General features: G+C 63.5%; 13 protein-coding genes. All 13 read right to left on the reverse strand.

Going from position 1 to position 13,214, the window contains the following annotated elements; all coding sequences use genetic code 11:
* Positions 1–8 precede the first annotated feature (8 nt).
* The 13 genes from fliL to BB029_RS20420 all read right to left on the reverse strand — a co-directional run bounded on the left by fliL (position 9) and on the right by BB029_RS20420 (position 13,135).
* The gene (gene fliL / locus BB029_RS20360; protein WP_065924962.1) at positions 9–515 is read right to left on the reverse strand and encodes a flagellar basal body-associated protein FliL; all 507 of its coding nucleotides are present in this window, start codon (positions 513–515) and stop codon (positions 9–11) included.
* A 274-nt stretch (positions 516–789) separates the two neighbouring features.
* A complete protein-coding gene (locus BB029_RS20365; protein WP_065940557.1) occupies positions 790–2,127 on the reverse strand; it encodes a flagellar hook-length control protein FliK in 1,338 nt (445 codons plus the stop codon).
* Between the two features lie 86 nt (positions 2,128–2,213).
* A complete protein-coding gene (locus tag BB029_RS20370) occupies positions 2,214–2,558 on the reverse strand; it encodes an Hpt domain-containing protein (protein WP_065940558.1) in 345 nt (114 codons plus the stop codon).
* A 30-nt stretch (positions 2,559–2,588) separates the two neighbouring features.
* Positions 2,589–4,307, reverse strand: a complete 1,719-nt coding sequence (locus BB029_RS20375; RefSeq protein WP_065940559.1) for a fused response regulator/phosphatase — start codon at positions 4,305–4,307, stop codon at positions 2,589–2,591.
* Positions 4,304–4,609, reverse strand: coding sequence for an STAS domain-containing protein (locus BB029_RS20380; protein WP_065940560.1), 306 nt, complete (start codon positions 4,607–4,609; stop codon positions 4,304–4,306). The genes BB029_RS20375 and BB029_RS20380 overlap by 4 nt, the downstream gene beginning before the upstream one ends.
* Before the next feature lie 95 nt (positions 4,610–4,704).
* Positions 4,705–5,154 carry a flagellar export protein FliJ gene (gene fliJ / locus BB029_RS20385; RefSeq protein WP_065940561.1) on the reverse strand — a complete coding sequence of 150 codons (450 nt, stop codon included), beginning with the start codon at positions 5,152–5,154 and terminating at the stop codon, positions 4,705–4,707.
* Between the two features lie 3 nt (positions 5,155–5,157).
* On the reverse strand, positions 5,158–6,516 hold the full coding sequence (fliI, locus tag BB029_RS20390) for a flagellar protein export ATPase FliI (protein ID WP_065940562.1): 1,359 nt from the start codon (positions 6,514–6,516) through the stop codon (positions 5,158–5,160).
* Positions 6,506–7,270 carry a flagellar assembly protein FliH gene (gene fliH / locus BB029_RS20395; protein ID WP_065940563.1) on the reverse strand — a complete coding sequence of 255 codons (765 nt, stop codon included), beginning with the start codon at positions 7,268–7,270 and terminating at the stop codon, positions 6,506–6,508. Before fliH ends, fliI begins: the two co-directional genes overlap by 11 nt.
* A 10-nt stretch (positions 7,271–7,280) precedes the next feature.
* Positions 7,281–8,297, reverse strand: a complete 1,017-nt coding sequence (gene fliG / locus BB029_RS20400) for a flagellar motor switch protein FliG (RefSeq protein ID WP_017527617.1) — start codon at positions 8,295–8,297, stop codon at positions 7,281–7,283.
* Positions 8,290–10,068, reverse strand: a complete 1,779-nt coding sequence (fliF, locus tag BB029_RS20405; RefSeq protein WP_027603850.1) for a flagellar basal-body MS-ring/collar protein FliF — start codon at positions 10,066–10,068, stop codon at positions 8,290–8,292. The genes fliG and fliF overlap by 8 nt, the downstream gene beginning before the upstream one ends.
* Before the next feature lie 16 nt (positions 10,069–10,084).
* Positions 10,085–10,414 carry a flagellar hook-basal body complex protein FliE gene (gene fliE / locus BB029_RS20410; RefSeq protein WP_010208741.1) on the reverse strand — a complete coding sequence of 110 codons (330 nt, stop codon included), beginning with the start codon at positions 10,412–10,414 and terminating at the stop codon, positions 10,085–10,087.
* A 128-nt stretch (positions 10,415–10,542) separates the two neighbouring features.
* Positions 10,543–11,919, reverse strand: coding sequence for a sigma-54 dependent transcriptional regulator (locus BB029_RS20415; protein WP_065940564.1), 1,377 nt, complete (start codon positions 11,917–11,919; stop codon positions 10,543–10,545).
* Between the two features lie 4 nt (positions 11,920–11,923).
* Positions 11,924–13,135, reverse strand: a complete 1,212-nt coding sequence (locus tag BB029_RS20420) for a PAS domain-containing sensor histidine kinase (RefSeq protein WP_065940565.1) — start codon at positions 13,133–13,135, stop codon at positions 11,924–11,926.
* Positions 13,136–13,214: the final 79 nt, after the last annotated feature.

A 13,214-nucleotide genomic window follows, 5' to 3' on the forward strand; every position in this document is an offset into this window, starting at 1 on the left:
GGGTGATCCTACTGCAATACGAAATTAGTGAAGAGCGCCTGCTCGATCACGACTTTGCCGAGCTCCTTCTGGGCCACTTCCTGCACGCTGGCAGTGACCTTCTGGCGCAGCATTTCCTGGCCCACCGGGGTGGCCAGGGTGTCGAAACTCTGCCCGGAGAACAGCATCACCAGGTTATTGCGGATCACCGGCATATGCACCTTGAGGGCATCCAGGTCCGACTGGTTACGCGCCAGCAAGGTGATGCTCACCTGCAGGTAGCGTTGACGACCGTTCTGGTTGAAGTTGGCGACAAAGGCCGGAAGCATCGGCTCGAAGATTGCCGGTTGCTTGGCGTTAGTGGCGGTTTCGGCGGCAGGTGCCGGCTTGCTGGCACTGCTGTGCATGATGTACCAGGTGCCGCCCACCGAGGCGCCGATGGCCAGGAGCAGGCCTACGACAATCATCAGGATAAGCTTGAGCTTGCCTTTGCCTGCGGGTGCGGGTGCTTTTGCTGCGTCGTCGCTCTTCGCCATGCCAATAATCCGTCACTATTCGGGGATTCATAGATCTACGGAAAGGCAAGAGCAAGTGTTATGCCAGAGTTGTCTGGCTGAACGCAGACAGAGGAACGCCACAAAAAATGTGGAAGGGAGGGTGCTGTGGTGGGTGGGCTTGTTCACCGACAATGGGACTGCTGCGCAGTCCAGCGCGGGGCAAGCCCGCTCACCACTGCAAGCCCGCTCACCACAGCAAGCCTACCCACCACAGCAAGTCCGCTCCCACATTTTGGCCTATGCCAGGCTCACATCAGGCGTAGTAGTCGACGGCGCTGGAGCCGATCACCGTCGAAGTCACCGGCGCCACGGCTTCGGCCACATCAATGTGGCTGCCGCTGTCGCCGCTGTCGCCACCCCGCCCGCTGCGACTAACGCCCCCCGTCTGCGCCTGCTGTTGCTGCTGCTCCTGGCCACGGGACTGGTCGGACACGTTCACATCCACCTGGCCCATGCCCTGCTGGGCGAACATCTCGCGCAAGCGACCGGACTGGCTTTCCAGGGCTTCACGCACCACCGGGTGGGCGCTCATGAAGTTGACCTGGGCCTGCTGGTCGGCGGTCATGTTGACCTTGATGTCCAGGCGCCCGAGTTCGGCCGGTTGCAACTGGATCTCCGCCGACTTGAGGTTGGCGCTGGAGAGATACATCACGCGGTTGACGATCTCGTCGGTCCAGCCGCTCTGGTGCATGGCCAGCGGCGCATTCGTCACCGGCGGCAAGGCATTCGCGGTTTTCGGCGTGGCCGCCTGGGTCAATGCGGCCAGGCGGTTGGCGAAGTCATCGACGCGGGTGTCGCTGCTGGCCTCCTTCAAGTCCTTGAGGCCGCCTTCGATCAAGCCGCTGAAGGCCTTGTCGCCGCCCTGGTCCGTGCTGTCCTTGGTGGCTTGCTGGTCGACCATGGTGGCCAGGCCGACGGCAAAATTCTGGGCGGCGGTTGGCTGGTCCTGGGTGGTCGTCGGGGCGGTTTTGGCCGGTGCCTGGCTGCTGGCCGACACATGCCCGCCCTGCTCCATTGCCAGGCGTACGGCCGGCATGGCGTCCAGGGGGTCGGCCTCAGGGTCGAAGGCCGGGGTGGCGTCCTCGGTCGCTGCGATTGGCGCTGCAACCACGGGTGCGGCCTTGTCATCCTTGGCAGCGGCTGCGGGGGCCGGAGTTTCCACCGGCACTGGCACCACCACTGGGGTGACCGTGGCAATCAATGCCGGGTCGACCACCGGGTCCACGGGAGGCTGCTGCGCCAGGGCCGGATCCACAGGTGCTGCGTCATCCTTGCTGGCAGTGTCGTCGGACGATGCCGCAGGCTTGGCAGGCAAGGTATTGCCGCTATCGGCAACCGCTGGCGTGGCGGCGGCAGGTTTGTCGTTGCCCGCCGCAGGCTTGGCGCTGGCATCGGCAGGCTTGTCCCGCGTGGGCTTGGCCGAGTTGTCATCAGCCTTGACCGTAGGTTTTGAACCTTGGCTGGCGAACACTTGAGCGAAGCCAGGGCCCTTGTCCCGTGGGTCAGCAGCCACTGCCGGTGGATTGACGGCAGGCGCTTGAGGCTTGGCCGCAGGGGCAGCCTGGAGAAGCGAATTCGGGGCGACTGGCATAGATAAAGGTCTCCACTGCATGGGGATCGGGGATGCAGTATCAGGAGGTAGAGCAAGAGTCGGGCCAGGTTTTCACACGGATGGAATCAAATCTGGAACCGCTGCCGCTCCGACTCATACATCGGCTTCACCAAGGCAAACTCATGATCGATCTGGTCCACCAGCGCCCCCAGGTCCGCCGCGGCCTCAGCGGACTCCGCCTCCAAGCGCTGGCACAGGTGCGCCAACCGCACTGCGCCGAGGTTGCCACTGCTGCCCTTGAAGCTATGGGCGATACGCCCCAGTGCCTTGGCGTCGTCCCGCGCCTTGCGCAGCGCTTCGACGCGTTTCTGGGAGTCATCGAGGAAGGTATCGAGCAACTTGGGATACTCGCCTTCCATGACCTCCTGCAAACCCGACAACACGTCCGGGTCCATATGAATCTCAGCCACTTGCTCGCTCCTTGATCAAGAATCGGCGGATTATGCCAGAGCCCCCCAGCAAAACTCTACGCAGACACTGCGTCCTCCGTCGGACCAGCGCACCTGGCTGCTCAGTTGACGCACCAGGCTCAGGCCTCGACCGGACAGGCCGTCGATGTCCAGCGGCCGGGCCAGCACCTGCTCCACGTCAAACCCTGGCCCACTGTCTTCAAGGCGCAGGGTCATCTTGCCGCCCGCCTCGGTGGGCACCACCTGCACATGCACGCGCACATAGCCACTGTTCAACTGAGCCAGGCGGTCATTGCGCTGGCGATAATACTCGGCAAACCCCTGGGCATCGCGCTTGAGCCGCGAGTCCAGGCCCAGCACGCCATGTTCCAGCGCATTGGAATACAACTCGGCCATGACGCTGTAGAGCGCCCCGCTCTGCTCGCGCAGCCCCTGGATCTCCAGCAGCAGTTGCAGCAGGTAGGGCAAGGGGTTGTAACGCTTGAGGGTCTCGGCCCGAAATTCGAAACTCACCGACCAATCGAGCGGGCATGTCTGGCCGCTGTCGGCATACAGCAGCCCGGTCGCACGCAGCGGCTGCCCGGGTTGCAGGATGATTTCCACCAGACTGACATCGTCCCGCGCCTCCCCGCGAAAAGCCGCCAGGGCGCGCTCGATGTCGTCGAAGAGCCGGTCGGGCTCACGGTTGGCGGCAAACACCTGCTGCAAGCGCTCGACGCCAAACAGCTGGTCATTGGCGTCGGCGGTGTCCAGCACACCATCGGAGAGCAGGAACACGCGGTCACCCAGCGCCATGGGCCAGACCTCGGTGCGATCATCAAACGCCTCAGCCGACAGCACCCCCAACGGCAAATGCCGCGGCTGCAGCGGCGTGCGCCTGCCGCTGGCGACTTCATGCACATAGCCTTCGGGCATGCCGCCGTTCCACACCTCCACCACCCGCCGCTGCGTGCTCAGGCACAGCAAGGTGGCGCAGCAGAACATGTCCACCGGCAGGATGCGCTTGAGCTTGGCATTCATCTCCCGCAGGATCTGCGCCAGGCCGTAGCCCTTGGCAGTCATGCCGTAGAACACTTCCGCCAGGGGCATGGCGCCCACCGCCGCCGGCAGGCCATGGCCGGTGAAATCGCCGAGCAGCACGTGCATGTCGCCCGACGGCGTATACGCCGCCAGCAGCAGGTCGCCGTTGAACAGCGCATAGGGCGATTGCAGGTAGCGGATATTCGGCGCCGCGTTGATGCAGCCGGAATGGGCGACTTTATCGAACACCGCCTTGGCCACCCGCTGCTCATGCAGCAAGTGATCATGGTGCCGGGCGATCTGGTCGCGCTGCTGCAGCATCGTCGCCTGCAGCCGGCGCAGGCGGTCCATGGCATTGATCTTGGCCGCCAGGATCAACTGGTTATAGGGCTTGGGCAGGAAATCATCACCGCCGGCATCCAGGCACTCGGCCAGGGCGGCACTCTCGCGCAGGGACGTGAGGAAGATGATCGGCACCAGCTCCTCCCCCGCCAACTGCTTGATCCACCGCGCGGCGGTCAGGCCATCCATCACGGGCATGATCGCATCCATCAACACCAGTTGCGGGCGCTCGCGCGCAAATAGCTCAACGGCCTCCTCGCCATTGGTTGCAGTGAGCACCTGGTGCCCCTGGCGTCGCACAATGGTCGACAGCAACAGCAGGTCGGCGGCACTGTCTTCGGCGATCAGGATCGTCAGCGGCTCAACCGCGGGGGCCAGGGCGCTCAATTGATGTCGAACAATTTGTCGAAGTTGGAAATAGCGAGGATCTTGCGCACATCGGGGTTGGTGTTGATCACCTGGACCTCCGACTCCTCGCCGCCGGCGTGGTCCCTCAACAGCAGGAGCATGCCCAGGGCCGAACTGTCCATATAAGTGGTTTCCTTCAGGTCGACCACATACGACTCAGGCACCTTGTAGAAACGCTCGTAAGCATCACGAAACGTCTGGTGGCTGCTGAAATCGAACCGACCCTTGATTGCGATCGTCAACTTCTTCCCGTCCAGGGATACTTCTGACTCAATTGACATGCGACTGCTTCCTTGTCATAGGCATAGACACAAGGTGTAGCAGGCGAATGGGATACCAGCAACACGACAGACCAAATGTGGCAGGCGGGCAACCGTCAGTATTGTGATTGGCGCGGCAGGCGCTGGGACAATTCGTCGAGCAATTTCTGCTCGCGCTTGTCTTCCAATGCCCGCGCTTCGTCGATGTAGCGCTGCACCAGTTTGCGCAGGCCCTCGACGCGGGCGAAGGCTTGCTGCCAGCTCTCGCGGGCCTTGTCGAGGTTGTTCTGGTGCCAGGCCAGGCTTTGGCGCTGCTGGCCGACGGCCGTCTCGAGCTGATTGAGAAAGCCCTGGTAGCTCATCAGCCATTGGCCCGACACACCTTGGGTGCCGCGCTCGATCCATTGCTGCTGGTACTCGCCACGAAAGCGCTCCAGGTCGCCCAGCTTACTTTCCGCCAAGCGCACCTGGCCCTGGAAATACCCCAGGCGCTGGACCGCGGTTTTCTCGGCCTTCTCGGCCATGTCCACCACCGGGGCCAGGCGTGCAGCGCGGCTGTTGGCCATGGCTTAGCCGCCCGGCGCAGGAGCGAAGATCGAACCCAGGTGCGCTTCGCTTTCACCCATGCTGATCTTGTCGTTGAGGCCCTGGCGCAAATAAGTCACCAACTGCGGTTGCAGGGCGATCGCCAGGTCGGTGTCGCGGTCGCCGCCGGCCACGTAGGCGCCGACGCTGATCAAGTCGCGGCTCTGTTGATAACGCGACCACAACTGCTTGAACTGCTGCGCGCGGGCCATATGCTCCGGCGTGACCACCGCCGGCATGACCCGGCTGATGGATGCTTCGATGTCGATGGCCGGGTAGTGCCCCTCCTCCGCCAGACGCCGTGACAGCACGATGTGGCCGTCGAGCACGCCCCGCGCCGAGTCGGCGATGGGATCCTGCTGGTCATCGCCTTCGGACAATACGGTGTAGAACGCGGTGATCGAGCCGCCACCGGCCTCGGCATTACCGGCGCGCTCCACCAGTTTGGGCAGCTTGGCGAACACCGACGGCGGGTAGCCCTTGGTGGCCGGGGGCTCGCCGATGGCCAGGGCGATTTCCCGCTGGGCCTGGGCGAAACGGGTGAGGGAGTCCATCAGCAACAGGACGTTCTTGCCCTTGTCGCGAAAATATTCGGCGATGCGTGTGCAGTACATGGCCGCGCGCAGACGCATCAGCGGCGCATCGTCCGCAGGGGATGCGACCACCACCGAGCGCTTGAGGCCTTCTTCGCCGAGGCTGTGTTCGATGAACTCCTTCACCTCGCGGCCCCGCTCGCCGATCAGGCCCACCACGATGATGTCGGCCTCGGTAAAGCGCGTCATCATGCCGAGCAACACCGACTTACCCACCCCCGTACCCGCGAACAGGCCCAGACGCTGGCCGCGGCCGACCGTCAATAAACCGTTGATGCTGCGAATCCCCACGTCCAGCGGCACGCTGATGGGGTTGCGGTTGAGCGGGTTGATGGTGGGGCCGTCCATCGGCACCCAGTCTTCGGCTTTCATGCTGCCCTTGCCGTCCAGCGCGCGACCGGCGCCGTCCAGCACCCGGCCGAGCATGCTCATGCCCATGGGCAGGCGACCGGTGTCGGCCAGGGGCACCACACGGGCGCCGGGGGCGATGCCGGCCAGGCTGCCGACGGGCATGAGGAAAATCTTGTTGCCGGAAAAACCCATCACTTCGGCTTCGACCTGCACCGGATGGTAGCTGTCGTCGTTGATCACCATGCAGCGGCTGCCCATGGCGGCCCGCAGGCCCTCGGCTTCGAGGGTCAGGCCGACCATGCGCAACAGGCGCCCCTCGAGGATTGGCTGGCCGGGCAATTCGGTGGCCTCGGCATAGCCGCCCAGGCGCTTGGCGAAGCTGGTGCGATCAAGGCGCATCGGGGGCGTCCAGGTCCACGCTCAGGTCCGGCTCGGCCGGGTTCAGTGCCTGCTCGTGTTGTTGATCAAGCAGCTTGGCCATGATCTGGCTGATGCGGGTTTCCACCGTGGCATCGATGCGGCTGTGTTCGGTCTCGACCCGGCAACCGCCAGGCTGCAGCGCCGCATCTTCGACGATGCGCCAGGTTTCTTCATGGCGCTCGCGCATCGCTTTGACCTGTTCGAAGTCCTGCGGGTTGATGTACAGCCGCACATTGCCGACGCCCAGGGGCAACAACTTGAGGGCTTCGCGCATCACGCTTTCGATCTGGCTGGAATCCAGCACCAGTTCGCGCTGGATCACCTGGCGGGTGATGTGCTGTACCAGGCCGACCATGGATTTTTCGATTTGCGAATCCTGCTCGGCGATGGGATCGAACAACGTCCCCATCAGACGCTCCAGGCTCTCCAGCTTTACGCTCAGCGCCGCCTCGGCCTCCTGGCGCACCTTGAGGGTAGTGCTGCGAAAACCGTCTTTCTCGCCAGCGGCAAAGCCTTCGTTGTAGGCCTCCTGACGGATGCTTTCCAACTCTTCCAGGGTCAGTGGCTGGACTTCCTCCAGCGGCACTTCTTCCATTTCCACCGGCGGCTCTTCAACCGGTTCCGGCTCGGGCTCGGGCACATGCGGATCGAAGCTGGGCAACGACCAGATGTCGAACCCACCGACGTCCCGTGCGCGAATCAGATCGCTGGGCGCCTCATCTTTGTTCGACATGGGGAGCGCCTTAGATCATTTCTTCGCCGCCCTTCCCACCGAGAACGATTTCTCCGGCTTCGGCCATACGGCGGGCAATGGTGAGGATTTCTTTCTGGGCGGTTTCCACGTCGCTGACGCGCACCGGCCCCTTGGCTTCCAGGTCGTCGCGCAACAGCTCGGAGGCACGCTTGGACATGTTCTTGAAGATCTTCTCCTTGACGCCTTCGTCCGAGCCCTTGAGGGCCAGTACCAGCACGTCGGAGGACACTTCGCGCAGCAACGCCTGGATGCCACGGTCGTCGACATCGGAGAGGTTGTTGAACACGAACATGAGGTCTTCGATCTGGCCGGACAGGGTGTCGTCGATCTCGCGGATCGAGTCCATCAACTGGCCTTCGACCGAGCTGTCGAGGAAGTTCATGATGTCGGCCGCGCGCTTGATACCACCCAAGGTGGTGCGCGAGGCGTTCGAGTTACCCGAGAACTGTTTCTCGAGAATCGTGTTGAGTTCCTTCAAGGCCGCCGGCTGCACGGTGTTCAGCGACGACACGCGCAGGATGATGTCCAGGCGCACCTTATGGTCGAAGTGGCCAAGCACTTCACCGGCCTGGTCCGGGTCGAGGTAGGCCACCACGATTGCCTGGATCTGCGGGTGCTCGTAGCGGATCACGTCGGCGACCGCGCGCGGTTCCATCCACTTGAGGCTGTCCAGGCCACTGGTGTTGCCGCCCAGCAGGATGCGGTCGATCAGGCCGTTGGCCTTGTCTTCGCCCAGGGCCGAGGTGAGCATCTTGCGGATGTAGCTGTCGGAGCCGACGCCCAGGCTGGTCTGGTCGCCGACGATCTCGACGAACTCGCTCATCACCTGTTCGACTTGCTCGCGGTGCACATTGCGCATTTGCGCCATGGCCACGCCCACCCGCTGGACCTCTTTGGGGCCCATGTGGCGCAGCACTTGGGCGGCGTCGGTTTCCCCCAGCGACAGCAGCAGGACTGCGGCTTTGTCGACCCGGGAGAGCTTGGCAACAGCGGCTCGATCACTCATCTGCGTTAATCCACTCTTTCACGACCTGGGCCACACGGCCCGGGTCTTCTGCTACCAGACTTTTGATTGCGTTCAACTGCGCGTCATAGCCTTCGCTCGGGCTCGGCAACAGGATGCTTTGCGGGCCGCCGAGGCTGACGCGGTCGTTGGCCAGTTCGCCGTCCAGGCCGCCCATGCCACCCAACTCGACATCGCTGCCACCGAAGGCCGCCAGTTGTTTCTTGCCGTTGCCGGTGATGTTGTTGAGCACCGGGCGCAGCACGCCGAACACCAGCACCAGGATGAACAACACACCCAGCACTTGCTTGACGATGTCCCAGAACCACGGCTGGGTGTAGAACGCCGCTTCGGCGATCACTTCGCCACGCTCGGCGGAGAACGGCATGTTGATCACGCTGACGCTGTCACCCCGGCTGGCGTCAAAACCAACGGCGTCCTGCACCAGGCGTGTGAAGCGCGCCAATTCGTCGGCGCTCCACGGTGCACGTGTTACAGCACCGTCAGCGGCGTTGACCTTGACCTGGTCATCCACCACCACCGACACCGACAGGCGATTGACGCGACCCTGCTGCTGCTTGGTGTGGCTGATGGAACGGTCCAGTTCGAAGTTCTTGGTGGACTGGTTACGCTTGTCCGCCGGGTACGGCGCGAGCATCGGCTGGCCGGTGGCCGGGTCCATGATCTGCTGGCCGTTGGCATCCAACAGTGGCTGGCCAGGCTGGATCGCGCCCGCGGTGGCTGCGGCGCCACCGGTGGTTTGCGGCGCCGAGGCAGGGGCCGGCGGCTGGTTGCTCAAGGCACCCGGCACACCTTGCGGGCCATTGCTGGCGGTACGTTGTTCGCTGGTCGATTGCTCACTGCGCAGGGCCGGCTGGTCCGGGTTGAACTGCTCGGAGGTCGACTCGACGGCGCTGAAGTCCACGTCGGCAGACACTTCCGCCTTGTAGCGGTCATTGCCGAGCACCGGTTGCAGGATGTTGTGCACGCGCTGGGTGAGCATGCTTTCCATGCGGCGGCTGTAGTCGAACTGCTTGCCGGCCTGGGTCAGCGCGGAGTTTTCGGCCATGTCGGAGAGCAGGTTGCCCTTCTGGTCGACCACGGTGATTTGCGACTTGCTCAGTTCGGGAACGCTGGTGGCCACCAGGTTGATGATCGCCATGACCTGGCCAGGCTCCAGGGAGCGGCCGGAAAACAGCTCGACCAATACCGACGCACTTGGCTTGCGCTCGTCGCGCACAAACACCGAGCTTTTCGGAATCGCCAGGTGCACGCGGGCACCCTTGACGTTGTTCAGGCTGGAAATGGTGCGCGCCAGCTCGCCTTCAAGGCCACGACGGTAGCGGGTGGCTTCCATGAACTGGCTGGTCCCCAGGCCCTGGTCCTTGTCGAGGATCTCGAAACCGATATTGCTGTCGGACGGGGTCACGCCGGCGGCGGCCAGCTTCATGCGCGCACGGGCCACATCGTCGGCCTTGACCAGCAGGGCGCCGGAGTTGGGCTCCACGGTGTAGGCGATGTCGGCGGCGGCAAGGGTTTCCATGATCTGCTTGGAATCCATGCCCGCCAGGCTGCCGTACAACGGCCGGTAATCGGGTTGCTGCGACCACAACACCACGGCAAAACCAATCGCCACGCTGGCAGCCAGGCCGACCATCAGGCCCACCTGACGCAGCATGGTCATTTCCGAGAGGTTTTCCAGGAACGACAGGCCAAACAGCGGCGGCTTGCCGTCTGTCTTGGCGGGTACGTTGTCGGAGACTGCTTCTGCCATGACTTAAATCTCGCCCTTAAACCGGCATCTGCATGATGTCTTGATAGGCCTGAACCAGCTTGTTACGCACTTGGGTCAGGGCCTGAAAGGAAACGCTGGCCTTTTGCGAGGCGACCATCACATCGGTGAGGTCCACGCCGCTTTTGCCGATCTCGAACGCATTGGCCAACTGGCTGGACGCTTGCTGGGTATCACTGACTTTGTTGATGGCCTGGCCGAGCATGTCGGCGAAGCTGCTTTGGCCCAATTCCGGCGCTGGCGCGACGGATTTCGGTTGAGCCATGGCATCCATCTGCATGGCGCGCATATCCAACATCAACCGATTGAACTCAATACCCTGGCTCATGACCTTCTCTCTCCAACCTGCAATTTTTTGACACTACGCAGCGATTACTAGGGGAGGTAGCAACAAGGGTGCCAGATCCGCATCAGCTCGTAAGAAAAGGCGACAAACATTGTCGACCTTCTTACCGGTTACGTGGCGAATAGATACGCTTCCACATCCATTCCTGCGTCACGCATCTGCGCCAGCTTGTAGCGCAGGGTGCGCGGGCTGATGCCCAGGCGCTCGGCGGCCTCTTTGCGCCGGCCGCGCTCGGCGCGCAGGGTGTCGATGATCATCTGGAATTCGCGGCGACGCAGGTCGTCGCCGAGGGCACCGGCCGATTCAGCCTCTGCAACCACCGGCGCGGGCGCCAACGTCGGCAATGGCGCCGCGCCACTGCCCATGGACAGGCAGAAATCCTGGGGCTGGATCAGGCCGCCCTGCTGCAGGATCAGCGCGCGCTGGATGGCGTTGTCCAATTCCCGCACGTTGCCGGGCCATGGATAACTCACCAGGCAGGCCTGGGCCTGCGCTGATAGCCGCGCCTGGGCGTGCTTCATTTTTTTGACGTGGTTGTTCAGCAGGCGCTCGGCCAGCGGAATGATGTCTGCCGGGCGCTCACGCAGCGGGCGCCAGGCCAGGGGGAACACCGAGAGGCGGTAGAACAGGTCTTCCCGAAAGCGCCCCGCCGCCACTTCGCCGGCGAGATCCCGGTTGGTGGTGGCGACCACACGGATGTCCAACTGGATCGGCTTACGCGCACCCACCCGCTCCACTTCGCGCTCTTGCAGCACCCGCAGCAATTTGGCTTGCAGGCCCAAGGGCATTTCCGAGATTTCATCCAGCAAAATGGTACCGCCATCGGCCTGCTCGAACTTGCCCGCCTGGGCCGCGATGGCCCCGGTGAACGAACCTTTCTCATGACCGAACAGAGTGGCTTCAAGCATGTTGTCGGGGATCGCCGCGCAGTTGATGGCGATAAACGGTTGCTGGGCGCGGGTCGACTGCTGGTGGATATAACGCGCCAGCACCTCTTTACCGGTGCCGGACTCGCCGGAGATCAGCACGGTGGAGTCACTGCGCGCCACACGGGCCGCCAACTCCAGCAATTGTGCACTGGCCGGCTCGAAGGCGATCGGGCCCTCGCCTTCGTTGGCCGGGATCACCCCCAGGGCGTGACGTGCCACCAGCTCGATCAGGGCTTTAGGCTCGAAGGGCTTGACCAGGTAATCCGCGGCGCCCTGGCGCATCGCGTCCACGGCACGTTCCACTGCACCGTGGGCGGTCATCAGCAGCACCGGCAGTTGCGGCTGGCGCGCACGCAGCAGGCCGAGCAACTGGTGGCCATCCATGCCGGGCATGTTCACGTCGCTGACCACCAGGCTGAAGGCTTCCTGCTCCACCGCGTCCAAGGCGTCCTCGGCAGAACCGACCGCCCGGTAGTCATGGCCCGCCAACAACAGCGTGTCAGCCAATGCTTCACGCAGGGCGCGATCGTCTTCCACCAACAGAACCTTGATAGCCATATCCTTACTCCGCGCTTGCCGCGCATGAAAACAGCGGCAAGGTCATCAATGCACAGGTGCCACGCCCAACGCGGGAATGCAGCTGCAATTCTCCCTGATGGGCACGCGCCACCGCCTTGACCACGGTCAGGCCAAGGCCCGTACCGTTGGTCTTGGTGGTGAAAAAGGGTTCACCCAGGCGCTTGAGCACCACCGGGTCGATACCGCTGCCGCTGTCGCTGATGCACAGGCGCAGGGTTTGCTCGCGGTTGTACAGGTGCACCTTGAGCCGCGCGCCGGGACCGCTGGCCTGGGTGGCGTTTTCGATCAGGTTGAGCAGCGAGCCCACCAGGGTGTCACGGTTGCAGAGCAGCTCGCCGAGGTGGCTGTCGCACTGCCAACGCACTTGCACGTCCTGGATATGGGCAGCGGCCGCCGCTTGCAGGGCCTGCATCAGCTGGGCAGGCGTCACGCGGTCGGTCAGCGGCAATTCGCCGCGGGCAAACACCAGCATGTCGCGGACCTGGTGCTCCAATTCATGCAGGCGCTCCTTCAGGCGCCCGGCAAAGCGCTGGTGCGTGGCGGCGGGCAATTGCTCATCAGTCAAATGACTGGCGTAGATCAACGCAGCCGACAACGGCGTACGGATCTGATGCGCCAACGAAGCGACCATCCGCCCCAGCGAGGACAAACGCTCATGACGCGCCAACTGGTCTTGCAGGTGCCGGGTTTCAGTCAGGTCGTTAAGCAACACCAACTGGCCCGGCTCCGCATCCAGGGAGCGGGTGGCGATGGACAGGCGGCGCCCGTCCTTCAGGGAGATTTCGTGGCCATCGTCCTCACGCGGCGCAAAGCAGCGGGTGATGACATGGCGCCATAGCTCGCCTTCCAGCGGCAGGCCGAGCATGTCGCAGGCCGCCGGGTTGGCTTCACGCACACGGCCTTCTTCATCGATGACGATCACGCCACCAGGCAACAGCGACAGCAGGTTTTGCAAACGGTTGGCCAGGCGCTCTTTTTCGGCCAGCTCTTCCATGCGCTGGGCGCTGACCACGGCCAGTTCGCCTTTCAGCTCGGAAACCCGGGCTTCCAGCAGGCTGTAGGAGTCGGTCAGCTGGCTCGACATCTGGCTGAACTGCGAGAACGCCTGTTCAAGACCCTGGCGGGTCGGCGGCTCGACAGGCGGAACCAGCCCCTGGATGGCAGGGGCCGAAGATAGTTGGGCGGCGTGGGGCATGATGCTCTCTCGCTTGGCTGACCGTCAGTTAAACGGAACGTTGCGAGGGCTATAGCAATAGTTGTGCCGAAAAAAAACC

The sequence above is a fragment of the Pseudomonas sp. S3E12 genome, from assembly GCF_001702295.1.
GTDB lineage: Bacteria > Pseudomonadota > Gammaproteobacteria > Pseudomonadales > Pseudomonadaceae > Aquipseudomonas > Aquipseudomonas marginalis.

Coding starts and splice junctions, on each gene's coding strand:
- BB029_RS20420 (WP_065940565.1), bottom strand. CDS start 13,135: ATGCCCCACGCCGCCCAACTATCTTCGGCCCCTGCCATCCAGGGGCTG.
- fliI (WP_065940562.1), bottom strand. CDS start 6,516: ATGCGCCTTGATCGCACCAGCTTCGCCAAGCGCCTGGGCGGCTATGCC.
- fliE (WP_010208741.1), bottom strand. CDS start 10,414: ATGAGCCAGGGTATTGAGTTCAATCGGTTGATGTTGGATATGCGCGCC.
- BB029_RS20415 (WP_065940564.1), bottom strand. CDS start 11,919: ATGGCTATCAAGGTTCTGTTGGTGGAAGACGATCGCGCCCTGCGTGAA.
- fliL (WP_065924962.1), bottom strand. CDS start 515: ATGGCGAAGAGCGACGACGCAGCAAAAGCACCCGCACCCGCAGGCAAA.
- BB029_RS20365 (WP_065940557.1), bottom strand. CDS start 2,127: ATGCCAGTCGCCCCGAATTCGCTTCTCCAGGCTGCCCCTGCGGCCAAG.
- fliJ (WP_065940561.1), bottom strand. CDS start 5,154: ATGGCCAACAGCCGCGCTGCACGCCTGGCCCCGGTGGTGGACATGGCC.
- BB029_RS20380 (WP_065940560.1), bottom strand. CDS start 4,609: ATGTCAATTGAGTCAGAAGTATCCCTGGACGGGAAGAAGTTGACGATC.
- fliF (WP_027603850.1), bottom strand. CDS start 10,068: ATGGCAGAAGCAGTCTCCGACAACGTACCCGCCAAGACAGACGGCAAG.
- fliG (WP_017527617.1), bottom strand. CDS start 8,297: ATGAGTGATCGAGCCGCTGTTGCCAAGCTCTCCCGGGTCGACAAAGCC.
- fliH (WP_065940563.1), bottom strand. CDS start 7,270: ATGTCGAACAAAGATGAGGCGCCCAGCGATCTGATTCGCGCACGGGAC.